The sequence below is a fragment of the Microbacterium sp. PI-SA-G genome (assembly GCF_057215335.1).
The window spans coordinates 763,000-788,298 of the sequence record NZ_CM170103.1 but is presented as its reverse complement, the minus strand read 5'-3'; the positions used below and the strand labels follow the sequence as shown (position 1 = coordinate 788,298).

23 protein-coding genes and 1 pseudogene are annotated in these 25,299 nt (G+C 68.9%); 13 read left to right on the top strand and 11 right to left on the bottom strand.

Annotated elements, in window-relative coordinates; genetic code table 11:
* Position 1 precedes the first annotated feature (1 nt).
* From efeU to efeB, 3 genes and pseudogenes are all read left to right on the top strand, one after another.
* Entirely contained in the window at positions 2 to 949 is a 948-nt protein-coding gene (gene efeU / locus AC2D10_RS04035) for an iron uptake transporter permease EfeU (protein ID WP_484710617.1), read from the top strand.
* Positions 946 to 2,178, top strand: a complete 1,233-nt coding sequence (gene efeO, locus AC2D10_RS04030; RefSeq protein WP_484710616.1) for an iron uptake system protein EfeO — start codon at positions 946 to 948, stop codon at positions 2,176 to 2,178. Before efeU ends, efeO begins: the two co-directional genes overlap by 4 nt.
* A gap of 105 nt (positions 2,179 to 2,283) precedes the next feature.
* Positions 2,284 to 3,520 (top strand): annotated as a pseudogene (gene efeB / locus AC2D10_RS04025) (iron uptake transporter deferrochelatase/peroxidase subunit).
* A gap of 8 nt (positions 3,521 to 3,528) precedes the next feature.
* Here efeB and AC2D10_RS04020 read toward each other — a convergent pair.
* Both AC2D10_RS04020 and AC2D10_RS04015 read right to left on the bottom strand, forming a co-directional pair.
* Positions 3,529 to 4,392 carry a serine hydrolase domain-containing protein gene (locus AC2D10_RS04020; protein ID WP_484710613.1) on the bottom strand — a complete coding sequence of 288 codons (864 nt, stop codon included), beginning with the start codon at positions 4,390 to 4,392 and terminating at the stop codon, positions 3,529 to 3,531.
* A gap of 9 nt (positions 4,393 to 4,401) precedes the next feature.
* On the bottom strand, positions 4,402 to 5,580 hold the full coding sequence (locus AC2D10_RS04015; RefSeq protein ID WP_484710610.1) for an acyltransferase family protein: 1,179 nt from the start codon (positions 5,578 to 5,580) through the stop codon (positions 4,402 to 4,404).
* A gap of 111 nt (positions 5,581 to 5,691) precedes the next feature.
* Between AC2D10_RS04015 and AC2D10_RS04010 the strand changes: the two genes are divergently transcribed.
* A complete protein-coding gene (locus AC2D10_RS04010) occupies positions 5,692 to 6,918 on the top strand; it encodes an LLM class flavin-dependent oxidoreductase (protein ID WP_484710609.1) in 1,227 nt (408 codons plus the stop codon).
* 1 nt (position 6,919) lies between these two features.
* Positions 6,920 to 7,564 carry an FMN reductase gene (locus AC2D10_RS04005; RefSeq protein ID WP_484710607.1) on the top strand — a complete coding sequence of 215 codons (645 nt, stop codon included), beginning with the start codon at positions 6,920 to 6,922 and terminating at the stop codon, positions 7,562 to 7,564.
* A gap of 22 nt (positions 7,565 to 7,586) precedes the next feature.
* On the opposite strand, the gene AC2D10_RS04000 is transcribed toward AC2D10_RS04005, so the two are convergent.
* Both AC2D10_RS04000 and AC2D10_RS03995 read right to left on the bottom strand, forming a co-directional pair.
* On the bottom strand, positions 7,587 to 8,282 hold the full coding sequence (locus AC2D10_RS04000) for a response regulator (protein WP_484710605.1): 696 nt from the start codon (positions 8,280 to 8,282) through the stop codon (positions 7,587 to 7,589).
* Positions 8,279 to 9,613: a sensor histidine kinase gene (locus tag AC2D10_RS03995; RefSeq protein WP_484710604.1), complete on the bottom strand. Its 1,335-nt coding sequence runs from the start codon at positions 9,611 to 9,613 to the stop codon at positions 8,279 to 8,281. The genes AC2D10_RS04000 and AC2D10_RS03995 overlap by 4 nt, the downstream gene beginning before the upstream one ends.
* A gap of 145 nt (positions 9,614 to 9,758) precedes the next feature.
* Between AC2D10_RS03995 and AC2D10_RS03990 the strand changes: the two genes are divergently transcribed.
* A complete protein-coding gene (locus AC2D10_RS03990) occupies positions 9,759 to 11,198 on the top strand; it encodes a cation:dicarboxylate symporter family transporter (RefSeq protein ID WP_484710602.1) in 1,440 nt (479 codons plus the stop codon).
* A 55-nt stretch (positions 11,199 to 11,253) separates the two neighbouring features.
* Here AC2D10_RS03990 and AC2D10_RS03985 read toward each other — a convergent pair whose 3' ends face one another.
* Entirely contained in the window at positions 11,254 to 11,430 is a 177-nt protein-coding gene (locus AC2D10_RS03985) for a DUF5302 domain-containing protein (RefSeq protein ID WP_484710600.1), read from the bottom strand.
* 39 nt (positions 11,431 to 11,469) lie between these two features.
* On the bottom strand, positions 11,470 to 12,069 hold the full coding sequence (locus AC2D10_RS03980) for a DedA family protein (RefSeq protein ID WP_484710598.1): 600 nt from the start codon (positions 12,067 to 12,069) through the stop codon (positions 11,470 to 11,472).
* Positions 12,070 to 12,223: 154 nt separating this feature from the next.
* Here AC2D10_RS03980 and AC2D10_RS03975 point away from each other — a divergent pair, with 154 nt between their 5' ends.
* A complete protein-coding gene (locus AC2D10_RS03975; RefSeq protein WP_484710596.1) occupies positions 12,224 to 14,173 on the top strand; it encodes a GDSL-type esterase/lipase family protein in 1,950 nt (649 codons plus the stop codon).
* A 21-nt stretch (positions 14,174 to 14,194) separates the two neighbouring features.
* On the top strand, positions 14,195 to 14,884 hold the full coding sequence (locus AC2D10_RS03970; protein WP_484710594.1) for a nucleotidyltransferase domain-containing protein: 690 nt from the start codon (positions 14,195 to 14,197) through the stop codon (positions 14,882 to 14,884).
* 18 nt (positions 14,885 to 14,902) lie between these two features.
* Here the strand turns inward: AC2D10_RS03970 and AC2D10_RS03965 are convergent, their stop codons facing one another.
* Both AC2D10_RS03965 and AC2D10_RS03960 read right to left on the bottom strand, forming a co-directional pair.
* A complete protein-coding gene (locus AC2D10_RS03965; protein ID WP_484710593.1) occupies positions 14,903 to 16,528 on the bottom strand; it encodes an HNH endonuclease signature motif containing protein in 1,626 nt (541 codons plus the stop codon).
* Between the two features lie 103 nt (positions 16,529 to 16,631).
* Entirely contained in the window at positions 16,632 to 17,942 is a 1,311-nt protein-coding gene (locus tag AC2D10_RS03960; protein WP_484710592.1) for a UDP-glucose dehydrogenase family protein, read from the bottom strand.
* Positions 17,943 to 18,305: 363 nt separating this feature from the next.
* On the opposite strand from AC2D10_RS03960, the gene AC2D10_RS03955 reads away from it, so the two are divergent.
* The 5 genes from AC2D10_RS03955 (at position 18,306) to AC2D10_RS03935 (ending at position 23,728) form a co-directional block, all read left to right on the top strand.
* Complete coding sequence (locus tag AC2D10_RS03955; protein ID WP_484710591.1) at positions 18,306 to 20,582, top strand: polyribonucleotide nucleotidyltransferase; 2,277 nt, start codon at positions 18,306 to 18,308, stop codon at positions 20,580 to 20,582.
* Between the two features lie 214 nt (positions 20,583 to 20,796).
* The gene (locus tag AC2D10_RS03950) at positions 20,797 to 21,825 is read left to right on the top strand and encodes an aldo/keto reductase (protein WP_484711801.1); all 1,029 of its coding nucleotides are present in this window, start codon (positions 20,797 to 20,799) and stop codon (positions 21,823 to 21,825) included.
* 71 nt (positions 21,826 to 21,896) lie between these two features.
* Complete coding sequence (locus AC2D10_RS03945; RefSeq protein ID WP_484710589.1) at positions 21,897 to 22,499, top strand: histidine phosphatase family protein; 603 nt, start codon at positions 21,897 to 21,899, stop codon at positions 22,497 to 22,499.
* 54 nt (positions 22,500 to 22,553) lie between these two features.
* Entirely contained in the window at positions 22,554 to 23,294 is a 741-nt protein-coding gene (gene dapB / locus AC2D10_RS03940) for a 4-hydroxy-tetrahydrodipicolinate reductase (RefSeq protein ID WP_484710588.1), read from the top strand.
* Positions 23,291 to 23,728, top strand: coding sequence for a hypothetical protein (locus AC2D10_RS03935; RefSeq protein ID WP_484710586.1), 438 nt, complete (start codon positions 23,291 to 23,293; stop codon positions 23,726 to 23,728). The genes dapB and AC2D10_RS03935 overlap by 4 nt, the downstream gene beginning before the upstream one ends.
* A gap of 27 nt (positions 23,729 to 23,755) precedes the next feature.
* On the opposite strand, the gene AC2D10_RS03930 is transcribed toward AC2D10_RS03935, so the two are convergent.
* From AC2D10_RS03930 to AC2D10_RS03920, 3 genes are all read right to left on the bottom strand, one after another.
* Positions 23,756 to 24,181, bottom strand: a complete 426-nt coding sequence (locus AC2D10_RS03930) for an OsmC family peroxiredoxin (protein WP_484710585.1) — start codon at positions 24,179 to 24,181, stop codon at positions 23,756 to 23,758.
* Positions 24,182 to 24,267: 86 nt separating this feature from the next.
* Positions 24,268 to 24,846 carry a DUF4395 domain-containing protein gene (locus tag AC2D10_RS03925; protein WP_484710584.1) on the bottom strand — a complete coding sequence of 193 codons (579 nt, stop codon included), beginning with the start codon at positions 24,844 to 24,846 and terminating at the stop codon, positions 24,268 to 24,270.
* 36 nt (positions 24,847 to 24,882) lie between these two features.
* A complete protein-coding gene (locus tag AC2D10_RS03920; protein WP_484710582.1) occupies positions 24,883 to 25,293 on the bottom strand; it encodes a TlpA family protein disulfide reductase in 411 nt (136 codons plus the stop codon).
* Between the last annotated feature and the right edge of the window lie 6 nt (positions 25,294 to 25,299).

The following is a 25,299-nucleotide window of genomic DNA, read 5'->3' as shown; positions in this document are numbered from 1 at the left end:
CGTGCTCGCCACCTTCCTGATCGGGCTCCGTGAGGGCCTCGAGGCCGCGCTCGTCGTCGGCATCCTGGTCGCCTATCTTCGGCGCCTGGGCCGCGGCGACGTGCTCCCGCGCCTGTGGGCTGGGGTCGCGCTGGCCATCATCCTGGCGCTCGGTATCGGTGCGGTCCTCACATTCGGTGCGTACTCGCTGACATTCGAAGCGCAGGAGCTCATCGGCGGAGGGCTCTCTCTGGTCGCGGTCGCGATGGTCACCTGGATGATCTTCTGGATGCAGCGGGCCGGCCGCACCATGAAGGCGACGCTCGAAGGCGGCGTCGACCGCGCGCTCACGGCCGGCAGCGTGTGGGCGCTCGTCGCGATCGGATTCGTCTCGGTCGCGCGCGAAGGCATCGAGACCACGCTGCTGCTGTGGTCGATGGTGCAGTCGTTCGGCGACGCACCCTCGGCCCTGCTCGGTGCCCTGCTGGGTCTCGCCGTGGCCGCGGTGGCCGGCTGGCTGATCGCCCGCGGAGCCGTGAAGCTCGACCTGCGCCGCTTCTTCGCCTGGACCGGAGGCTTCCTGGTGATCGTCGCCGCGGGCGTGCTCGCCTATGCGCTCATGGATCTGCAGGAAGCCGGCGCGCTGCCCGGGCCGTTCACGGCAGCCGCGCCGATCGACCCTGCCTCGGGCAGCGTCGCGATCGGTTGGGCGGCGTTCCCGTTCGGCTGGGCCTTCGACGTCTCGGCGTCCATCGCCCCCGGGGGCCCGCTCGCCGCGATCCTGCAGGCGACCGTCGGCTTCATGCCCGCGATGACCTGGCTGCAGGTCGTGGCGTGGACCCTTTATCTCACCATCGTCGGATCGTCGTACATCCGCGGACTCCGCTCGCGCCGTCCCTCCACTGCGCGGACATCTCCGGTGCTGGCCGACGACGCGTCCGGATCTCTCTCATCACAAGGAGCAGCATGACCACCTCCCCTCGCATCCTCATGGCTCTCGCGGCCACCGGCGCGGCCGCCCTCATCCTGAGCGGATGCGTCGCGAAGAGCGACGCCGGCGCGGCAGCCGCCTTCGACGTGTCGTCGACCGACGGAGCCTGCGCGGTCTCGGAGTCGACGGCCACCAGTGGCACGCTCACCTTCGCGGTCAAGAACGACACCGATCAGGTGTCCGAGTTCTACCTGCTCGCCGAAGACGGCCTGCGCATCGTCGGCGAGGTGGAGAACATCGCCCCGGCCGCATCGCGCACGCTGACCGTGGTCGCGCAGCCGGGCGAGTACTTCACGCTGTGCAAGCCGGGCATGATCGGCGAGGGCGTCGGCAAGACCGCCTTCACCGTCACGGGTGATCGCATCCAGGTCGAGGGGCCTGATGCCGAGCAGAAGCAGAAGGCCGTCGACCTCTATGCCGCGTTCGTGAAGGACCAGGTCGGTCAGCTCGTTCCCGCCGTGGAAGACTTCGTGGCCGCGTACGAGTCCGGTGAGGACGAGACGGCTCGCTCGCTGTACCCGCTCACGCGGGCGTACTACGAGCGGATCGAGCCCGTCGCCGAGGCGCTGGGCGACCTCGACCCGCGTATCGACTACCGCGAGGTCGACGCCGTCGCCGAGGGACTCGACTGGTCAGGCTTCCACCGCATCGAGAAGGACCTCTGGGTGCCCGCGCAGGACGCGCTGAACGCCGACGGCGAGACGCCGGCCTGGCAGGACTGGGCGCCGTCGACACCCGAGCAGCGCGCCGACTTCGGCGACCTGCTGCTGGCCGACGTGCAGGAGCTCTACGACTACGTGCACTCCGACGACTTCACCACCTCGCTCGACGACCAGGGCATCGGCGGCATCTCCAACGGTGCCATCGCCCTGCTCGACGAGGTCGCCACCGGCAAGATCTCCGGCGAGGAGGACTGGTGGTCCGGAACAGACCTCTACGACTTCGCCGCGAACGTCGAGGGGTCCAAGATGGCCTTCTCCCTGGTTCAGGACTTCGCCAGCGCGCAGGGAGACGACGGTGCCGCCCTGGTCTCCGAGATCGAGGCGGGATACACCGCGCTCGAGCAGTCGCTCGCCGCACACGGTTCACTGACCGACGGCTTCGTCGGCTACCGCGAGCTGACCGACGACGACAAGCGCGAGTTCACCGATCTGATCAACGCTCTGGCCGAGCCGCTGTCGCAGCTCACCGGCACGGTGCTGGACTGATCCCGGCGACGGACGGCGATCGACGACGTGACTGAACCAGGAACGGATGCGGCGGCCGACGACGCGTCGAGCGCAGAGCAGGCCGGGGCGGCCGCGCCGACCGGACTGAGCCGGCGCGGACTGCTCGGTCTCGCGATCGGCGGCGGCGTCGCGGGACTCGCCGTCGGCGCAGGCGCCGGTCTCGCGGGGGGGAGTGGCGCTCGGGCGTGCGCGTGCCGCCGCGGCGACCGACGACCCGCACGCCTACTTCGGTGCGCATCAGGCCGGAATCACGACCGCGGTGCAGGATCACCTGCATTTCGCCTCGTTCGACATGATGCCGCGGACGGACCGCGATGACCTGATCTCGCTGCTGCAGGACTGGTCGTACGCCGCCTCGCGCATGACGCAGGGCCTCGAGGTCAGCGCATCGGGTGCCATCGGTGGTCCCGCCCAATCACCTCCGGACGACACCGGCGAGGCTCTCGGGCTCCCGGCTTCGGGTCTCACTCTCACCTTCGGCTTCGGGCCCGGACTCTTCGAGAACGAGGACGGCGACCGCTACGGCATCGCGTCTCGTCGCCCCGCCGGGCTGGAACGACTCCCGGCCTTCCTCGGCGACGACCTCGACCCGCAGAAGTCGCACGGTGACCTGTGCGTCCAGGCATGCGCGGACGACCCGCAGGTGGCGGTGCACGCGATCCGCAATCTCAGCAGGATCGCGTTCGGACGCGCCCGGCTGCGCTGGTCACAGCTCGGATTCGGCAAGACGTCGCGCACCACCGCGACGCAGGCGACGCCGCGCAACCTGTTCGGGTACAAGGACGGCACGGCGAACATCCTCGCCGATGACCGGAAGGCGCTCGACGCGCACGTGTGGGTGGCGCCCGATGACGAGCCTGCCTGGCTCGCCGGTGGTTCCTACCTGGTAGCACGCAAGATCGCGATGCTGATCGAGACCTGGGACCGGGTGCGGCTGGCAGAGCAGGACACGATCATCGGGCGAGACAAGGGCGAGGGCGCACCGTTGTCGGGGGGTGACGAGTTCACGGCGCCCGACTTCCACGGATCAGCGATCGACGCCGACAGTCACATGCGCCTGGCGCATCCGGACCAGAACGACGGAGTGCGGGTTCTGCGTCGGGGCTACAACTACGTCGACGGCAACAACGATCTCGGGCGTCTCGACGCCGGCCTGTTCTTCCTGTCGTATCAGCGCGATCCCGCGCAGTTCATCACCCTGCAACGCCGCCTGGCCACCGATCGGTTGAACGAGTACATCCGGCCGGTGGGCTCGGGCATCTGGGTGATCCCGCCGGGGGTCACCGCCGGGTCCTACGTCGGTGCGGGGCTCTTCGCCTGAGTCCGTGTTCAGCCGCTGAGCGTCTCGACCGCGAAGGCGGCGATCGCGTCGGCGCCGAAATGGTCGTGGGCGGTCAGCGTGACGACGGCATCGTCGACGAAGATCATCAGCTGTCCGTGCGCACCGTGCAGTCGCCAGGCGTCGCCAGGTCCGCTCCATCCCGCGAGGGCGTAGCGGTCGTATCCGGGGTTCACGCCGGCGACCACGCCATCGGTGTGCATCGCGTCGATCCACTCGGGTGAGACGAGAGGACGCCCGTCCCACACGCCGCGGTCTCGGATGAGTCGTCCCAGGCGCGCGAATTCCTCGGTGCGCAGGTACAGGCCGCTGCCGCCGAGGATGTACCCCTGGGGGCACCGGTCCCAGGTGACGTCGTCGATGCCGAGCGGTGCGAACAGGCGAGTGGCCAGATAGTCGTGCACGTCGCCGACGCGTGCGGCGAGCACGCGCATCGCCGTGTACGTGCTGGCGTTGGAGTACTGGAACACGCGCCCCCGCGACGGGCGACCGAGGAACTCGACGGCGAGATCCGGCCAATCCGTCATCATCGTCTCGGACCAGGGCAGGTCGATCCCACTCGACATGCTGAGAAGGTGCCGCAGCGTCACCGCCTCGACCCCGGCTCCCATGGCGATGTCCGGCATGAGCGAGGCGACCGGCTCGTCGAGGGAGACCAGGCCCTCGTCGGCGGCGAAGGCCGCTGCCAGGACGCACACGCCCTTGGCGGCGGAGTGGACGTCCTCGCGGATGTTTTCGGTCCACCGGTGCTCGGCGACGTCGGGTCCGGTGAGCACGTGCAGTCCGTGTGCGATGAAGCCGGTGGCATCCACCTGGCGCACGATGCGGTCACGGACGATCTCTGCGCGATTCACTACGACAGGCTAGCGGTCGCCACGACGTGACTCGCGCGGGGGACGTGGCGCACCGACCTCGCGAGGACGGCGAGACCCGGTGGGGTCGTTGCGGCGGCCGTCCTTCTTCGTCAGTTCCGGATCCGCGAAGAGCCAGGTCGGGCGGGGTTCCACCAACGGTCGGAAGATGCGCCGAACCGGCTTGGTCGCCAGCGCGAGCGCGACGACGACCGAAAGCACCGTGATCAGCGGCAGCCAGAGCCACGTCGGCTCGAGGTCGCGCAGGACGCCGGTCTCGCGGAAGGGGTAGAGCACGAAGGAGTGCAGGAGGAAGACGTACATCGTGTACTGGCCGAACGTGGTCCACCAGTACGTGCTCCGGGGGATGAGCGCGAAGAACGCGGCGCTGAGCAGGAGGGCGAGGACCATCAGCGCCAGGCGCACGCCGCCGGCCCACCACTGCTCCCCGCCGAGATCCGAGTACGAGTCCTCGTAGAACAGCCAGCGCCGCAGATCGAACTCCTGCCACACGGGAAGCCAATGCCATGCCGTCCATCCGGTCGCGGCGATCACGGCGACGGCGCAGATGCGGAGCCACCAGGGCCGGAAGTCCAGCATGTGCAGTCGCTCCACGATGTCGCGGTCGCGCAGCCACCAGCCGAGGGCGAAGAAAGGGAGCAGGCCGAGCGTGCGCGACAGCGAGAACGTGCTGTCGACGTTGGGCAGGTACCCCGCGCCGACCGAGATCACGATCGTCCACAGCAGCGGCCAGCGCAGGAGCGCCAGGTAGGGCAGCACCAGCCGGAAGATGCCGAGAGCGAGCAGGAACCAGAGCGTCCAGGACGGCTGGGTGATGTTGGGGTCGGCCTGTCCCTTGACGATCCACTTCGTGAGGGTCCACAGGAGCTCGAAGATCAGATAGGGCAGGAGAATGTCGGTGATCACCCGCGCCATCTGCGTCTTGGTCGGGGAGCCGGACTTCGAGAAGTAGCCGGAGATGATGGCGAAGGCCGGCATGTGAAAGGCGTAGAGCGTGAGGTAGAACGCCGCAGCGATGTCGGAGTCGTAGATCAGGCGTTGGATCGCGTGCCCGAGCACCACGAGCACGATGCAGGCGTATCGCGCGTTGTCCCAGAACGGTACGCGTCGGCGGGGCTTCGGTGCCGCACCCGTCGGAGGGTCTGCGGTGTGGGCGCCGGCGCTGCTCATACTGTGAGGCTACCGCGGGGAATAAAGTTGTCGGGATCGCGTTGACTCATATACATTCAAATGAATAGAACCGGATGCCGAGACATCCGGCTCGGAGAAGACGGAGTAATCATGAGCGAGCAGTCAGCCGCCCCGGCGATGCAGTTCGGCATCATGTCGGTCAGCGACATCACCCGCGACCCCACCACCGGCGTGACGCCGAGTGAGCAGGAGCGCATCAAGGCGACCCTCGCGATCGCCACCCACGCCGAAGAGGTCGGGCTCGACGTGTTCGCGATCGGCGAGCACCACAACCCGCCGTTCTGGTCCTCCAGCCCGACGACGTTCCTCGCCGCCCTCGCCGCGCAGACCGAACGCCTCATCGTCTCGACATCGACCACCCTCATCACGACGAACGACCCCGTGCGCATCGCCGAGGAGTACGCGATGCTCCAGCACGTCTCCGACGGCCGCATGGACCTCATGCTCGGTCGCGGCAACACCGGCCCCGTCTACCCGTGGTTCGGTCAGGACATCCGCCAGGGGCTCCCGCTCGCGATCGAGAACTACGCCCTGCTGCACAAGCTCTGGCGCGAAGACGTCGTCGACTGGGAAGGCAAGTTCCGCACCCCGCTGCAGGGCTTCACCTCCACGCCGCGTCCGCTTGACGGCATCGCCCCGTTCGTGTGGCACGGCTCCATCCGCACGCCCGAGATCGCGGAGCAGGCGGCGTACTACGGCGACGGCTTCTTCGCGAACAACATCTTCTGGCCGAAGGAGCACTACCAGCGTCTGATCGAGCTGTACCGTCAGCGCTACGCGCACTACGGACACGGCACCGCCGAGCAGGCGATCGTCGGACTCGGCGGGCAGGTGTTCATGGCTGCGAAGTCGCAGGACGCGGTCAACCAGTTCCGTCCGTACTTCGACAACGCGCCCGTCTACGGCCACGGTCCGAGTATGGAGGACTTCACCGAGATGACCCCGCTGACCGTGGGGTCTCCGCAGCAGGTGATCGACCGCTACGCCGCGATGCGCGAGCACTACGGCGACTACCAGCGTCAGCTGTTCCTGATCGATCACGCCGGGCTTCCGTTGAAGACGGTGCTCGAGCAGCTCGACATCCTCGGCTCGGAGGTCGTTCCGGTCCTGCGCAGGGAGCTGGCGAAAGATCGCCCGGCGAACGTTCCGGACGCGCCGACGCATGCGGCTCGGGTCGCGGCGGAGTTCGGCGACGGACCTACCCGTCAGGCCCGGCCCGGCGCCAACCGCGGCGACAACCTCACCGGCGACTCGCCCTACCAGGACACCCCGGCCCCGGCCGGCGCCGCGTTCGGCCTCAGCCGGAAGGGCGCCTGAGATGACCACGCGTCGTATCGCGGTCGTCTCCGCCGGCCTGTCGAACCCGTCGTCGACGCGCATGCTCGCTGACCGGCTGGCCGCAGAGACGGCGAAGGTGCTCCGCTCGCGTGACATCGAGGTGAGCGTGGATGTGATCGAGCTGCGGGACTACGCGCACGACATCACGAACAATCTGCTCACGGGCTTCGCCCCGCCGGCACTCGACACCGCGGTCAACACGGTGGTGTCTGCCGACGCCCTGATCGCCGTGACCCCGATCTTCTCGACGAGCTACTCGGGTCTGTTCAAGTCGTTCATCGACGTGCTCGACCCCGACGCCCTCACCGGCAAGCCCGTGCTGATCGGTGCGAACGCGGGCACCGCTCGGCACTCGCTGGCGATCGACTACGCGATCAGGCCGCTGTTCGCCTACCTGCACGCCGAGGCCGTCTCCACCGGCGTCTTCGCCGCCTCGAGCGACTGGGGCGACGCGGGCGACGACGTCGCGCCGCTCGCCAAGCGGATCGAGAAGGGCGCCCGCGAACTCGCCGATGCGATCGCGCGCCGCGACACCGTCGAGGTCGTGGACCCCTACGACCCTGCGACGTACCTGGGCGAGGGCCGATCCTTCGGCCACATGCTCGGAGGTCTCGCGGGGGAGTGACCGCCCGCCGCCGGCCGGAGGCTCACCTCTGGTCGGCGGCGCCGCGCTTCCAGCCGTACTCCGTCTCGGGGCGCCCGCGCGCCCCGTATCGTGCGGTCTTCACGAGCACACCGTCCGCGGCGAGGTGCTCGAGGTAGCGCCGAACCGCGACGCGCGACATGCCCAAACGTGCGCCGGCCTCGCTGGCCGAGAGCGGACCGGCCTCGCGCACCTCCGCCGTCACGCGTTCGAGCGAGGTCGCGGACAATCCCTTCGGCAGCCGGATCGCTCCCGTGCTCCGGCCCAGCAGCGCGTCGATCTCGGCCTGTGTCGCTTCGCCGTCGGTCGACCGCGCCTGGTCCCGGTGTTCGCGGTAGTGCTGCATCCGCTCCTGGAACACCGCGAAGGCGAACGGCTTGACCAGGTACTGGAACACCCCGAGCGCGGCCATCTGCCGCACGGTGTCGGCATCGCGCACGCCCGTGACGGCGATGACGTCGACGGCAGCCGCGCGCGAGCGCAGGGCACGCAGCACGTCGAGTCCGGATCCGTCCGGCATCGTCATGTCGAGAAGAACCAGGTCGAACGCATCGGGTCCGGGTCGCTCGAGCACGGCGGAGACGGCGGCGCGGGCCCCCGTGCACTCACCGGCGACGACGAATCCGTCGAGACGAGCCAGATAGTCACGGTGCAGCTCGAGGGTCAGAGCATCATCGTCGACCAACAGCGTGCGGATCATGAGCGCCTCCGGGGCGTGGGCGCGGCGGGCAGTTCGACCCGGAACGTCGTCGGCTCAGCGCGGAGCTCGACGGAGCCGCCGGCGTCGGAGACGATCGATCGCACCAGAGCGAGACCCACGCCGCGTCCCTCGGTCCCCGATGGCTTCGTCGAGAACCCGGAGTCGAAGATCCGGTCGCGCAGGTGCTCCGGCACGCCCGGTCCGCTGTCGGCGACCTCGAGCACGATGCCCCCGTGATCCGCTGGGCGGAGCAGGACCGAGACCCAGCGCTCGGCGGCGTCCATGTCATCGACGTCGCCGGTGGTGTCGGTGGCGGCATCCATGGCGTTGTCGATGAGGTTGCCGAGCACGGCGACGCTGTCGACCGTCGAGAGCGGGGAGCGAGGGGTGTCGGGCTCGATGCGGGCCCGCCACTCGATGCCGCGCTCTTTCGCCTGTGACGCCTTTCCGAGCAGCAGCGCTCCGACCACCGGATCCCCATGTCGCCGCGCCGTCACCTGGTCGACGAGGGACTGGCTGGCGCGCGACGTCTCGGTGAGGATCTCGATCGCTTCCGGCGTGCGTCCGAGCTCGAGCAGGGCGACGGCCGTGTGCATCCGGTTTCCGTGCTCGTGCGTCTGCGCCCGCAGCGCCTCGCCGAGCGTGCGGATCGACTCGTACGACGAGACCGCATCGCGCACCTGTCCGGGAGGCAGATCACCGGCGATGCGCCGGGTCGCCCGCCGTGCGGCCCATGCGCCGAGTGCGCCGAGCGCGACCAGCCCGGCCGTGATGCCCAGTGACAGAGGCAGTCGGCGCACCAGCGTGTCGGCGATCGACTCCGTCGTCACGCCGGCGGCCACCCAACCGACGAGTGCGCCGTTCGCCGTCTCGACGGGCACGATCGACCGGACGGAGGGCCCGAGCGTGCCCGTGAACACCTCCGTCAGCTGACGCGGTCGCGCAGGGATCGTGCCGAGGTAGGGCTCGCCGATCACCGCGAGGTCGGGATGCGTGATGCGCACGCCGTCGACGGTCATGATGGTGACGAAGTCCAGGTGCGCGGTATCGATCACGTCCAGTGCATGCGGCTCGAGCACGCGGGTCGCATCGGCACGCGCAGCACCGTCGCCGACAGCGTCCGCCACGGCGGACAGCGCCTCCACCGTGGCGGTGGAGGCAGCGATCGTCGCGGCGGTGGCGGCCGTGACCCGCTCCGCCTCGGCGCGTGTCGCGCGCTGTGTCTCGACGACGAGGAACACGGCCACGAGAGCGCCGATGACGACGGCGGCGAGCAGCAGCACCAGGAACACTCGAGACGCCGCGCTGCGTGCGGTCGTGGCATGCGCCATCGCGTCTCCGATCGTCGTCCGTGGCGGGTGATGACCAATACGACCACAAATGGTCCCCGTGTGTGAAGTCGGCGACGGTAGGGGCATCGGTCAGCACGGACGCTGACGCACATGACACGAAGACGTTCATGATCAAGGAGGAAACATGGCCATCACGACGGGTTTCTCGCTCCCGGGGTTCCACTGGCGGCGCAACAAGCAGTCCTGGGACCGGCATACGTGGCTGTACGTGTCGGTGCTGATCGCCGTGGTGCTCGGAGCCGCGGTCGGGCTCATCTGGCCCGAGGTCGGTCAGGGCTTCGAGGCACTGGGCAAAGGGTTCGTCGCGCTGATCAAGATGATGATCGCGCCGATCATCTTCTGCACGATCGTGGTGGGTGTCGGCTCGATCGCGAAGGCGGCGACCGTCGGCAAGATCGGCGGACTCGCGCTGCTCTACTTCATGATCATGTCGACCTTCGCCCTCGCGATCGGGCTGGTCGTGGGCAACATCATCCACCCCGGCGCCGGACTCGACATGGCGTCGTCGACGTACGACGCGACCGAGACCGAGGCGAAGACGACGCAGGAGTTCATCCTCGGCATCATCCCCACCACCTTCTTCTCGGCGTTCACCGGTGAGAGCGTGCTGCAGGTGCTGTTCATCGCGCTGCTAGTCGGTTTCGCCCTCCAGGGTCTGGGGGAGCGCGGAGCTCCGATCATGGATGCCGTGAAGCACCTGCAGAAGCTGGTGTTCCGCATTCTCGGCATGATCCTGTGGCTCGCACCCCTCGGGGCGTTCGGAGCGATCGCGGCGGTCGTCGGCAAGACCGGCGTCGCGGCCATCTGGAGCCTGGGGACGCTGATGATCGCGTTCTACATCACGTGCATCCTCTTCATCACCGTGATCCTGGGAACGCTGCTGTGGGCGGTGACGCGGGTGAACATCTTCAGCCTCATCAAGTACCTCGGTCGCGAGTACCTGCTGATCGTCGGGACGTCGTCGTCGGAGTCCGCGCTGCCGCGTCTGATCGCCAAGATGGAGCACGTCGGCGTCTCGAAGCCCGTGGTGGGCATCACCGTGCCGACCGGATACTCGTTCAACCTCGACGGCACCGCGATCTACCTCACGATGGCGTCGCTGTTCATCGCCGCCGGGATGGGGCAGCCCATGTCGATCGGCGAGCAGATCGGCCTGCTGGTGTTCATGATCATCGCCAGCAAGGGAGCCGCCGGTGTCACCGGTGCCGGCCTGGCGACGCTCGCCGGAGGACTCCAGGCGTACCGCCCCGACCTCGTCGACGGCGTGGGCGTGATCGTCGGTATCGATCGCTTCATGTCGGAAGGACGCGCACTGACCAACTTCACCGGCAATGCGGTCGCGACTCTGCTGATCGGCACCTGGACCAAGCAGATCGATCGGGAACGCGTACGTCAGGTGCTCAGCGGCGAGCTTCCGTTCGAGGAGTCACAGCTCGACGGCGTCGATGAGCACGGGATGTCCTCTGCGCCCGACGCTGCGGATGTGCAGGAGCTCAAGGACTCCGCGCTGACCGAGATGCAGGCCAAGGAGGCCAGGGCCCGCGCACGCGCTGCACAGGGCTGACGGGCCGGAAGATGAGGATGCGGGAGCCGAGATCTCGGCTCCCGCATCCGTGCGGTCAACCGCTCTTGCGTCGGAACTCGCGCCGCGTCTGCGGGGCAGCGGCACCGTGGACGGCGGAGTCGCCATCCAGATGCGACTCGCCCTGACGGTGGTGCGCGTTCTTCTTCTCGAGCGCTTCCTTGAACTTGCGCTTCATCTCCTCAGAGGAGGAGGCGCCTTCTTCGGTGCTCATGTCCGCCAGCCTAGGGCACTGCCCGGGGAGACGGGACCCTCACCTGCGCAGTCGACGGGTGCAGAGATCGATCAGAAGCCCGATGCCGACGGCCACCACGATGGATACCGGGATGGCCACGATCGGCCCGCCCGGGAGGATCGCCGCCACCGCGGCGCCGATGGATGCCTGGTAGGCGGCCCACCCGCTCGCGGCGACCGTGACGAGCGCCAGGTACCGCGGGGGATGGATGCGCGAGGCGCCGGCCACGAGGTTGATCGCGAGTCGCGCGAACGGCACGAAGCGCGCGGTGAACAGCACGGTGGCCGTGCCGGCGTCCAGGCGGCTCTGTGCCCACGTGAGAGCCTGCCGTACGCGGGGACCGCGCATCCAGCGCCAGCGCTCCAACCCGACGAAGCGACCGACGAGATAGCACGCGCCGTCACCCAGCACGGCGGCGGCCGCTGCACACGCGATCACGGCCCACAGCGGCGGGGATCCTGTGCTGACGGCGAGTGCTCCCAGCACGGTGACGGCGACCTCTCCGGGGATCACCACCAGGAACGCGTCGCCGAGCACGAGGAGAGCCATGAGAGCGAGGCTCCACGGACCGGCGAGCACGCTGTCGAGGAGATCGGCGTCGAGGAAGTCGGCGGGCACAGGCACACCCTGCCGTTCGCCGGTGAACGGGAACCAACGAGCGCATAGCCGGTGACCGCCGATCCAGCATCCGGTGAACATCTGGTGCGAGAGGCCTATTCCGGCTGCACGAGCGGAGCCCCGCCGTCATCCTGAAGGGGTGAGAGTCGCCATCGTGACGGAGTCCTTCCTTCCCCACATGAACGGTGTCACCGGATCGGTCCTTCAGATCCTGCGTCACCTCGAGCGCACAGGGCATGAGGCGCACGTGATCGCGCCCGCAGCCGCCGGCATGCCCACTGAAGTCACGGGCGCCCGGGTCGAGGCGATCCCGAGCGTGCCGCTTCCCGGGTACCGCAATGTGCGCGTCGGCACGTCGCCCGCCTACCGCGTCGCCGCGTCGCTCCGCGCGTTTCAGCCCGACGTGGTGCACCTCGCCTCGCCGTTCGCTCTCGGCTGGCGCGGTGTGCTCGCCGCGGAACGCCTGTCCGTCGCAGCCGTGGCTGCGTACCAGACCGATGTCGCCGCGTATGCCGAGCGATATCGAGTGGCCGCCACGACACACCTTGCCCAGACGCACATCGCGCGCCTGCACCGTCGGGCGACCATGACGCTCACCCCGTCGACGGAATCCGCCCAGCAGCTCGAACGCCTGGGCGTGGATCGCCTGCGCCACTGGGGGAGAGGCGTCGATGCCGAGAGGTTCCACCCGGATCGTCGCGATGCCGCACTGCGCGCCCGATGGGATGCCCAGTCGTCGCAGGAGCGCGGTCCGGAGGTGGTGGTCGGATACGTGGGTCGTCTCGCTCCCGAGAAGCAGGTCGAAGACCTCGCCGTTCTCGATTCGATCCCCGGTGTCCGTCTCGTCATCGTCGGCGACGGCCCGAGCAGGGCGCGTCTGCAGTCGCTGCTGCCCCGTGCGCTGTTCCTCGGACATCTCGACGGCGAGGCGCTCGCCGCGGCGATGGCCTCGTTCGATGTTTTCGTGCACCCCGGAGAGAGCGAGACCTTCGGGCAGACGCTGCAGGAGGCGCACGCCAGCGGCATCCCCGTCGTCGCCACCGGCCGCGGTGGCCCACTCGACCTCGTGCGAATGGGGATCGACGGATGGCTGTACCGGCCAGGCGATCTCGATGACCTGCGGATGCGCGTCGCCGACCTCACGGGCGACGCACGCAAGCGGCGCGCGTTCGGCGAGGCAGGACACCACGCCGTGCAGGGGCGGTCGTGGGCGAGCGTCTGCGATCAGCTTCTCGGGCACTACGACGAGGCGCGGTCTCTGCAGTCCGTCGATGGCACGCTCCGCGCGCGCCGCAGCGCGCGGCCGGAGACACCCCGTCTTGCCGCGGCAGGCCGATGGCGGCGCTACGTCGCGCTGGGTGACTCGCTGACCGAGGGGCTGTGTGATCCGGCACCCGACGGCGCGCTGCGCGGATGGGCTGACCGCCTGGCGCTGCTGTTGGCCGCGCGGGGCGGACTGCACTACGCCAATCTGGCGATCCGGTCGAAGCGGGTGTCGGACGTGTGCGGATCGCAACTGCAACGGGCGCTGGAGTTGCGGCCCGATCTGGTGTCGATCCTGGTCGGCGCCAACGATCTCGTGAAGCACCGCGCCGACGTCGCCGCACTCGCCGCGCGGGTGGAAGACGCCGTCGCGCGGCTTCGTGCGACGGGGGCCGATGTGCTCCTCGTGACGCCCTTTCTGCCCGGGCGACGCGCCGCCGGCATCTACACGGCACGCTTCTCAGCGTTCGCGACCGCGCTGGTGGGGGTCGCCGCGCGCACGGGCGCGATCCTGGTAGACACCGATCTGTACCCGACGTTGCGCGAGCGGCCGCACTGGGGCGAGGACCTGGTGCACCTCAGCAGCAGAGGGCACCGCTTCCTCGCCTACCGCGTCGCCGAGGTGCTGGGCGTCCCCGACGCGGATGCGCTCGGCATGCTCGATGCCGCGCTGCATGAGCACGAGTCGATCGGCACCGGCGCGTGGTGGCGTCAGCACGCGCTGCCCTGGGTCTGGCGTCGTCTGCACGGTCGCGCGGCAGGCGATGGCCGCTCCGCCAAGCACCATGACTACGTCTATCTCGGACGTTCCTCGGCGGCTCAGGGTGTGTCGGTGAGCTGAACCGTTCCTATGCTGTTCGACATGGAGCACCGAGACGTCGTCGAACGATTCATCGCCACTCGATTCCCCGGCGCATCGATCGCGATCGTCGCCGGCAGCACGGCTCGCGGAGAGCGCACCGCGAGCAGCGACATCGATCTGCTGCTCGTCGGAGACGGGGTGTTCGATGACGCACGTCAGAGCATGGCCGGGGGATTCGCGTTCGAGGGCGAGTTCTTCGAAGTGTTCGCGTATACGGGGCAAGGATTCACGGAATGGGCCGCACGGGCATTGGCACAGTACCGGCCGGTGATCGTGCACATGCTGGTCGAAGGCGTGGAGATTCGAGGAGGTGAGCCTCTGCGTGATCTCCGTGCGCGATGGGCACCGGCGCTCGCCGTAGGACCCGCGCTCGACGCGCACGAGCTGGATCTCCGTCGCTACGTGATCACCGATCAACTCGACGATCTGCGCGACGCTCGTGATCCGCTGGAACAGCGCGTCCTCGCCAGCGTCCTGTTCGAGAAGACCGCGGAGTTGATGCTCCTCACGGAGCGCCGATGGATCGGCGCAGGCAAGTACCTGCCGCGGCGACTGCGCGAGTTGAGCCCAGATCGTACGCACGCACTGGCGCGTCCGTTGTTGGAGCCTGACTTCGCCGCGTTCGCCGATGCGGTCGAGGCGGAGCTCGAGCGTGCCGGCGGACGTGTGCAGACCGGCTTCGTGCGCTGACACTGCCGGCCTCTGCGCTCACCCGACGCGAGCATCGGCCCGAGCGTTGGCGCGAGCCCTCGCGGACGTTCGCACGTGTGTCCGGCGTAACATCGCGCTGCGTTCCCGCGCCGGTGCCGACCTTGGCACGGCGAGGGTCAGGTTCGGGCGTGGTGTGCGCCAGCGTCGTGCGGGGTCCCACCAGGCGGGTCCGCGAACGTGTGGGGTGCCGTTGTGCATGCGGATCTCCCACCCGGACGTATCGAGGGTGCGGTGGTGGTGCCAGCACAGGGCGACACCGTTGTCGGTGTGGGTCGGCCCGCCGCGTGAATGTTCCTGGACGTGGTGGATCTCACACCAGGATGCGGAGACGTGACATCCGGGGATGAGGCATTCCTTGTCTCTGAGGGTGATCGCGCGTCTTTGGTGGGCGGTGAAGATGCGGTCGGTGACCCCGATGCCGATGATCCGCCCCTCGGGATCGAACAGCACTCGCTGCACGCTTCCGCCGCAGGCGGTGTGTGCGGCGGTGGACGTGGATGCGGGGGTGTCGATCCCGTCGAAGTGCGCCCACCCGCGTCCGGTGGCGTAGTCCTGCGCGGTGACCGACACGACCAGCGTGGGGGCGGCACCGCCGAGTTTCGGCATCTCGTCATGCCGGGCGGCGATCCCGAGGACCGCGGCGAGGGCGTCGTGCTGTTTCTGTTCGCGGGAGCGGGTGTCGACCATCCCCCCGGCGTCACCGGACGGGAGGGTCTCCGGGTCGAAGTTCGGGTCCTTCACCCACCCCTCCGCGAAGTCGTCGTCCGCGGCGGCGTCGACGGCGCTGCTGACGGAGGGGGCGAAGTGCACGCCCGGGAGCGGCGGCCCGTCGACCTTCGGGTTCAAGTACGCGTCCCAGATGCGTTGCATCTGCGCGGCGACTTCGGGCAGCAGGTCCCCGTGCAGGGGGATGAGACCGTTCTTCTCCCGCCCGAACCGCACCCCACGACCCCGCATCGCCGTATCGTCTGACGGTTCGGGACCGTCCGGGTCGAGATATGCCAGCATCACCCGCGCGAACAACCGCAAGTCTTCAGGCGTCGCCGGCGGGCACGTCGGAGCGTCATCATCATCACCCGTCCCGTCATCCGGCCCGTCGTCGTCCGTTTCGGAGTCCGCCGCGACCAGTCCCCGCGCGAGGCTCGCGAGCTCCGCGTCCGCCCGCCACCGCGCCTCGTCTCCGATCCGGCGGTGCGCGGCGTCGATCGGCCCGACAGCGGCCAGCAGCCCCGCGATTCCGATCGTCCCATCCAGCAACGCCTCCCGCAACGCGGGCCACCGCGCTGGCTGCATCCCACCCGTGGACAGGTTCGCCTCCCGGTGAACTGCGCGCGCCGCCTTCAGCACCCGCCCGGCCCCGAACGCATCGGTGCGCAGCACCCGCTGCAGCAACTCGTTCATACTCCGGCACCCGAACCCGGCACACAACGACCCATCACCGGCCCCGCCGGGGGCCGTTGCCACGGTCTCCACCACGACCGCATCCAGGTGCCGCTGGGCCTCTCCCGCGAGCCGCAGCACCTGCATCCGGTCATCGTTCGACAGCGCGCCCACAGCATCGGGATCGACGACCCGAGCGAGGTCGGCGACGACCCGCTCCAAGATCTCCGCAGTGCTGTTCATACCCCCAGTCAACCCGGGGCCACCGACATTCAGACCCAGAAAACCCAGCTCACAACCAGTATCCCGATATACAGCAACCAACACCGGCCCCCGCGCAAAGCTCTCAGCGCCTGCCCATGCCCCGATAGTCCCACCCCGCCGCACGCCACGCCGCCGGGTCGAGGCAGTTGCGGCCGTCGATGATGATCTGCCTGCGCACCAGTCCTGCGGCTCGCACCGGCGACATGTCGCGGCGGTACTCGTCCCACTCCGTGACGACGACCACGGCGTCGGCGTCGCGCAGCGCGTCGTCGCGGTCGTGTGCGTAGCCGAGCTGCGGGTGCAGAGCCGAGGCATTCGCGATCGCGGCAGGGTCCGTGACCACGACGTCCGCTCCCAATCCGCGCAGCCGCACCGCCACCTCGAGCGCGGGGGAGTCGCGGATGTCGTCGCTGAACGGCTTGAACGCCGCCCCGAGCACGGCGATGCGCCGCCCGAAGACCATGCCGCCGAGCGCGTCGATCACCAGTTGCACGGCGCGGTCGCGCCGTCGGAGGTTGATCTCGTCGACCTCCCGCAGGAACCCGACGGCCTCGCTGCGTCCGAGCTCTTCGGCCCGAGCAGTGAATGCCCGGATGTCCTTCGGCAGACACCCTCCGCCGAATCCGATGCCCGACCCGAGGTACCGCCGACCGATGCGTGTGTCGTGGCCGAGCGCGTCGGCGAGCAGCGTCACGTCCGCTCCAGCCGCCTCGGCGATCTCGGCCATGGCGTTGATGAAGGAGATCTTCGTCGCGAGAAAGGCGTTGGCCGCGCCCTTGACGAGTTCGGCGGTCGCGAGGTCCGTGACCAGATACGGCGTGCCGGAGGCGAGAGCGGGGGCGTAGATCTCGGCGAGCAGGTCCGCCGCGTCGGTCCCTTCGTCGCCTCCGGGGACGCCCACCACGATGCGGTCAGGCGTGAGCGTGTCGTGCACGGCCCACCCCTCGCGCAGGAACTCTGGATTCCACACCAGTGTCGCGCCCGCGGCGGAGACACGCTCTGACAGGCGTTCGGCGGTGCCGACCGGAACCGTGGACTTCCCGGCCACGACGTCACCGCGTTGCAGATGGGGGAGCAGTGCGTCGACCGCCGCATCCACGAAGCGCAGGTCCGCGGCTCGGCCGCCCGGAATCTGCGGGGTGCCGACCGCGACGAAGTGCACTCGCGCTCCGGCGGCATCCTCCACGCGCGTGCTGAAGCGCAGTCGTCCTGACGCTAGACCTGCCGCCAGCAGTTCAGTGAGCTGCGGCTCGAAGAACGGCGCCGTGCCGTCCGCCAGTGCGTCGACCTTCCGTGAATCGACGTCGATGCCGATCACCTCGTGTCCGATCGAGGCCATCGCTGCGGCGTGCACGGCACCGAGGTACCCGCAGCCGATCACTGAGATGCGCATGAACCCAGTAGACCCCACGGATCGTCCCCGTGGGTAACGGGCGAGTGAACGGAAGAAGATGGACTGCGCGGGAATCGCGCGGCCCGCCGTGACGTCGTTTTTCAGGCAGCCGCTGGTAGTGTGGATGCGGTTGCCTTGTGTCAACCGATCCAATTTCATATCGACTCATGGAGCGATCGGCGGAGAGCTGGTCCCCTGTGGTGGGTTCCTCGGCGGGCATCGTCGGGTGGCCTTCCACCGGTGGCCAGCGCAGGTGAGATTCGCGGGAATGCCCGCGCGCCCGTATCCGGCCGCATCCGCTCCTTCAGAATGAGCTCGCGCGTCACACGGATTCGCGAGTCTAAACAAAGAAGGAGAGACCTCTTGGAAGGTCCTGAAATCACTGCCACCGAGGCCGTTCTCGACAACGGCCGCTTCGGCACCCGCACCATCCGCTTCGAGACCGGCCGCCTCGCGCAGCAGGCGCAGGGCGCAGTCGCCGCCTACCTCGACAACGAGACCATGCTCCTCTCGGCCACCAGCGCAGGCAAGCACCCGCGCGAGGGCTTCGACTTCTTCCCGCTGACGGTCGACGTCGAGGAGCGCTCCTACGCCGCCGGCAAGATCCCCGGCTCGTTCTTCCGCCGCGAGGGCCGCCCCTCCACCGAGGCGATCCTGGTCTGCCGTCTGATCGACCGCCCCCTGCGTCCGTCGTTCGTCGACGGACTGCGCAACGAGGTCCAGGTCGTCATCACGGTCCTCTCGATCGCTCCGGGCGAGTTCTACGACGCGCTCGCGATCAACGCGGCTTCCGCGTCGACGCAGATCTCCGGCCTGCCCTTCTCGGGTCCGGTCGCCGGCGTGCGCCTGGCGTTCATCCCCGGCCAGGGCGAGCACGCCGACCAGTGGGTCGCGTTCCCGACCGCCCAGCAGGTCAGCGAAGCAGTGTTCGACCTGATCGTCGCCGGTCGCGTCGTCACCAAGTCCGACGGCACCGAAGACGTCGCCATCATGATGGTCGAGGCCGAGGCGACCGAGGGCAGCTGGAACCTGATCAAGGCCGGCGCCACGAAGCCGAACGAAGAGATCGTCGCGCAGGGTCTCGAGGCATCGAAGCCCTTCATCGCTCAGCTGGTCAAGGCTCAGGCCGAGCTCGCAGCCAGCTCGTCGAAGGAGCCGGGTGTGTACCCGGTCTTCCTGCCGTACAGCCAGGAGGTCTACGACTTCGTGGCCGGCCGCTCGTACGACGACCTCGTGGGCGTCTACCAGATCGCCGACAAGCAGGAGCGCCAGAGCGCCGACGACGCCATCAAGGATCGCGTCCGGGCCCAGCTCATCGAGGCCACCGAGTCGGGTTCGCTCCCGGCAGGAGCCCCGCTGGAGTTCTCCGCGGCGTACAAGTCCGTCACCAAGAAGATCGTGCGCAGCCGCATCCTCAAGGAGAGCGTGCGCATCGACGGTCGCGGCCTGGCCGACATCCGTCCGCTCGACGCCGAGGTGCAGGTCATCCCGCGCGTGCACGGTTCCGCGATCTTCCAGCGCGGCGAGACCCAGATCTTGGGTGTCACCACGCTGAACATGCTCAAGATGGAGCAGCAGATCGACTCGCTGTCGCCTGTCACGAGCAAGCGCTACATGCACCACTACAACTTCCCGCCGTACTCGACCGGTGAGACCGGCCGAGTCGGTTCGCCGAAGCGTCGCGAGATCGGGCACGGCTTCCTGGCCGAGCGCGCACTCGTGCCGGTGCTGCCGAGCCGCGAGGAGTTCCCGTACGCGATCCGTCAGGTGTCCGAGGCGCTGAGCTCCAACGGCTCGACCTCGATGGGCTCCGTCTGCGCGTCGACCCTGTCGCTGCTGAACGCGGGTGTGCCGCTGCGCGCTCCCGTCGCCGGCATCGCCATGGGCCTGGTGTCCGATGAGGTCGACGGCGAGACGCGCTACGCCGCGCTCACCGACATCCTCGGTGCGGAAGACGCCCTCGGCGACATGGACTTCAAGGTCGCCGGTACCAGCGAATTCGTCACGGCCATCCAGCTCGACACGAAGCTCGACGGAATCCCGACGCAGGTGCTCGCCGGCGCGCTGACTCAGGCACGCGACGCGCGTCTGACGATCCTCAACGTGCTGAACTCCGCGATCGACGCTCCCGACGAGATGGCGCCCACCGCGCCTCGCGTCATCAGCGTGCAGATCCCGGTCGACAAGATCGGCGAGCTGATCGGCCCGAAGGGCAAGACGATCAACTCGATCCAGGACGAGACCGGTGCGCAGATCTCCATCGAGGAGGACGGCACCGTCTACATCGGCGCGACCGATGGTCCTTCGGCCGAGGCCGCTCGTGCCCAGGTCAACGCGATCGCCAACCCGACCAACCCCGAGGTGGGCGAGCAGTTCCTCGGCACGGTCGTCAAGATCGCCACCTTCGGTGCGTTCGTCTCGCTGCTGCCCGGCAAGGACGGCCTGCTGCACGTCACCGAGGTGCGCAAGCTCGCCGGTGGAAAGCGTGTCGAGAACGTCGACGACGTGCTCTCGGTCGGTCAGAAGATCCTCGTGAAGATCACGAAGATCGACGACCGCGGCAAGCTCTCCCTCGAGCCCGTGATCGACGAGTCGGCCGCGGCTGAGGCCGCTCCGGCAGAAGAGTCCGCCGCGGAGTAATCCGTCGCTCGATCAGAACCCGGGTGTCCTCGCGAGAGGGCGCCCGGGTTCTGTCTTTTCCGGCGTGACCAAACTGTTATGGGAAGTTTGCACGCCGTTCCGGGGATTGGTCAGCGCGTTCTCGTAACTCCCTTACCCTCGAAGTACGCACCGGGGGGTGCACGAATCGGCAGGTACGCAGATCGGCAGCACCGGTCGACGCGGGGGTGAGGGAATGCGGTTGTTCGGCGTAGGCGCAGGAGCGTCAGAAGACCACGCGCAGACGCAGGGCGCAGAGCACCCTTCCGCGCCCATCCCGATCGTCGGTCCCGGCGTCGGGGAGTCGATTCGCGTGGCGCTCGGTGAGACCGGGCTCGAGACGTTCCCGCTCATGCTCGGCGCCGCGGAGTTCGGCTGGAACGTCGACCTCGAGACCAGCCATGGAATCCTCGACCGCTACGTGGAGTTCGGCGGCAATGCCGTGCACACGGCCGACGGGTTCTCCGGCGGCCGCAGCGAGCACATCATCGGCCAGTGGCTGCGCTCGCGCGGACTCCGCGATCACGCGTTGCTGAGCGTGCGCATCGGGGCGCACGCCGACAATCCCGGGCTCGGCTCCGTCAATCTGGTTCGGGCGGTCGAGGGGTCTCTCACCCGTCTCGGCGTGGATCGCATCGACGTGCTGCATCTCGATGCGACCCTCGACACCACGACGAACCTCGAGGACACGCTGGCGACCGTCGAATGGCTCACCGACGCCGGCAAGGTCGGCGCGGTCGGCGCCTACGGCTTCGCCCCCGAACGCCTCGTCGAGGCTCGCATCCTCGCCTCGGCCGGCTACCCGCGCATCCAGGTGATCGACGCGCCGTACAACCTGCTCCGCCGGCAACCCTTCGAGGGCGACCTGCGGCTCGTCGCCGGCGCCCAGAACCTCGCCGTGACGCCGTCGCACGCGCTCGAGCACGGCTTCCTCTCGGGTCGGCACCGTCGCAAGGCCTTGACCTCGCCCGGCATCCGCGGCGAGCAGCTGCGCGGTCACCTCAACCGACGAGGCATCAAGATCCTGCGTGCGCTCGACCAGGTCGCCGAGGAGCTCTCCGTTCCCGTCGCCGCGGTCTCGATCGCATGGCTCCTGGCGCAGCGCACCATCGCGGCGCCGATCGTGAACACCTTCGCGACCGATCACGTCGACGAGCTGATGCAGGGCGCGGGCGTGCTTCTTTCCCGCGCGCAGGTCACCGAGCTCACCCGGGCGGGCAACTGAGCATCCGTCGACCGGTGACGTAGGGTGGAACAGAGAAGCCGGGCGAATGCTGGCGATGAAGCGAGCGGGTTGTGACGCACTACATATATCTGGTCAGGCATGGTGAACATCAGGATGCCGAGTACGGGCTCGCCGACGGACCGCTCTCGCCGCGGGGCCAGCGCCAGGCCGAACTGATCGCCGATCGGCTGTCCGGGCTCCCGCTCGACGCCGTCTGGCATTCTCCTCTGCTGCGTGCCGCCGAGACGGCGCGTGCGATCGCCGGGCGTCTGCCGTCGGTGGACCCTGAGCCGACCGCACTGCTCTTCGACTGCGTCCCGACCGGGATGACCGAGGAGACCCCGGCGGCGTTCGAGCCGTTCTTCGGCTCGGTCAGCGAGGCCGAGATCGAGGCGGGCGGTGCGCAGATGTACGACGCCGTGAACGAGTTCCTGGTACGCAAGAACGGTGATGTGCACGAGGTGCTCATCACGCACAACTTCGTGATCGCGTGGTTCGTCCGCGAGGTGCTCGGCGCACCCGAGTGGCGATGGATGACTCTCAACCAGGCGCACTGCGGGCTGACGATCATCGCGCAGAAGCAGGGGCGTCCGTGGACGCTGCTGACCCACAACGACACCGGCCACCTGCCGTTCGAGCTGCGCACCGGCATCCCCGACCCGCTTCCGGTCTGATCCGCGGCCGCGCGCCCCGTCCGAGCCGGAGCGTGCGCTCCTTAGACTGGAGCCATGACCACGCAGGTAGCCCTCATCGGCGGAACCGGGAAGCTCGGAACGATCATCCACGCGGTGGTCGACGAGCTCGAAGGGTTCGAGGTGAGCCGAGTGCTGACCTCGGCGAGCGATCTGTCGGAGATCTCGGGCACCGACCTCGTGATCGATGCGTCGACGCCCCAGGTGAGCATCGACGTCGTACGCACGGCCGTGGAGCACGGGGTCAACGTCCTCGTCGCGACGTCCGGCTGGTCGGCGGAACGCATCGCGCTGGTGCGCCCGCTCGTCGATGCCGCCGGCACAGGTGCGGTGTTCATCCCGAACTTCTCCCTCGGATCCGTGCTCGGCTCCGCATTGGCGGCCGCTGCCGCTCCCTTCTTCGGCTCCGCCGAGATCGTCGAGGCACACCGCGAGACCAAGATCGACTCACCGAGCGGCACCGCCGTGCGCACGGCTGAGCTCCTCGCCGCCGCGCGCGTCGACCAGGGCCCGGTCAGCGCGCCTCATGCAGACCAGCGGGCGCGCGGGCAGCAGGTCGGAAGCGTGCCGATCCATTCGCTGCGTCGGCCGGGTGTCATCGCTAAGCAGGAGGTCATCCTCGCCGGTCCCGGGGAGTCCCTCACCTTCACGCACGACACGATCGACCCGGCGCTCGCGTACGCGCCAGGCATCCGTCTCGCCGTGCCGTTCGCCGTGGGCGCGACCGGTGTCGTCGTCGGGCTCGAGAACATGATCGACATCGGCATCCGGTCATGATGTCGCGCATCGGTGTCGGCATCATGGCGGTGTGCCTGGCGCTCTACATCGTTGTGGTCGGTCAGCGTGCCGTCCTGATGCTCGCGACCGGGCAGCCCATCGCGATCGCTCTCGGAGTGGCCCTGCTGGTGATGCCTCTCGTCGGAGCATGGGCGCTGGTCCGCGAGATGCAGTTCGGGTTCGCCGCCGACCGACTGGGCCGCACACTCGAGGCCGAGGGCGGGATGCCGCAGGCAGAGACGGAGCTCACGCCGAGCGGGCGCCTCGCTCGTGCCGACGCGGATCCGCTCGTCACCCGATATGCCGCGGAGGTCGAGGCGGCGCCCACGGAATGGCGTGCGCGCTTCCGCCTCGGCGTGGTGCAAGACGCCGCCGGGCGACGAAAAGACGCCAGGGCGAGCATCCGCGAGGCGATCCGCCTCTCTCGCTCCTGACGTCTTCGCGTGACGGCTGGCGTGCGCTCAGGCGAGGGTGGCCTCGAGGGTGATCTCGATCCCGGACAGCGCCTGGGAGACCGGGCAGCCGGTCTTCGCCTCGTTCGCGATCTCCTGGAACGCCTCGGGCGTGAGCCCGGGAACCACGGCGTTGACGTTGAGGTGGCTGCCGCTGATGCCGACGCCGGGCTTGAAGGTGACCGACGCGCTGGTGTCGACGCGCTCCGGCGGGGTGCCGTTCTCGCTCAGGGCGTGCGAGAGCGCCATGCTGAAGCACGAGGCGTGAGCCGCGGCGATGAGCTCTTCGGGGGTCGTGGTCGTGTCGCTGCCCTCGCTGCGAGCCTTCCAGTTGATGGGGAAGGTGCCGAGGTTCGACGACGAGAACGCGACCGTTCCCGAGCCCTCAGCGAGGGATCCGGTCCAGGTGGTGGTCGCTTCACTGGTGACGGGCATGATTCCTCCGGTTCTCGCACCGGGCGCGGAAGTGCGTGGCGCGTTCCGGCCAGCCTAGCGACCGCGTCTCGTGACGGGAACAGCCGTCACGCCGTCGATGCCGAGCGGCCGAGGATCCCCGCACGCTGCAGCAGCAGATAGATCTGGCATCCGAGGCAGAACGCGAACGCGGCGTTCAGGAACGCGGCGATGAAGGCGGCGGCTGTGGCGATCGGCAGCGCCCAGGGCACACCGGCGAGATGTAGGAGCAGGCCGATACCGACGACGATGAGTCCGACGCCCTGCGCGAAACGCGGCGGTCGCGGGTCCTCGAGCTCGCTCGGCGGCGTGAGACGCGGGCGGATGGCGCGACGGAACAGCACACCCCACGGCGCCGTCGACGGCGAGACGACGCTCCACAGGAATAGCAGCGCAATCACGAGTGCCAGGAGGAAGCCCGGATCGAGCGCCCGGGCGCCGATCGAGGAAGAACTGATCGCCCATCCGGCGCCAGGCACGAACGTCGAGTCCGCGAGAGGCTGGTAGGCGAACCATCCGAACGCTGCTGCGTCACGCTGCGTCGAGATCCCGATCAACGCCAGGAACGTGGCGACCAGCAGCAGGACGGCGGTGATCGTGGCGGCGAAGCGCGGTCCGCGCGGGTCGATGCCGGCCGGTGTGCTCATGTTCTGCTCTTCTCTCAGGGGTCGGATGGAAGCAGGTCAGACGGAGGCCAGCGCGTCGGCGAGCTGGTCGCGCCGGGGGACGCCGTGGAACCGCGCGCGGACAGCTCCGGACTGGTCGACGACGAAGGTGGTGGGCGTCTGCAGCACCCGGTATCGCGTCGAAAGGTCGGGGCGGTGCGTGAGATCGACCTCGACGTGGGTCACACCGTCGTCGTTCGTGTAGGTGCGCAGCAGGCGCCTCACCTGGGGGCAACGCGTGCACATCTCGGTGCTGAACTGCACGAGCGTCGCTCGATGACCCAGAGCGGCCGGTGTCGCATCCTGCGGATCGAAGCGCACCGAGGCGACCTCACGCCGTCTGCCGTCACGGAGCCGGCTCGCCACGCCGATCGCCGTGGCGAGCACGAGGAGTGCGGCCGCGATCGCGAGGGCCAGAAGCGGTGACATGGGTCG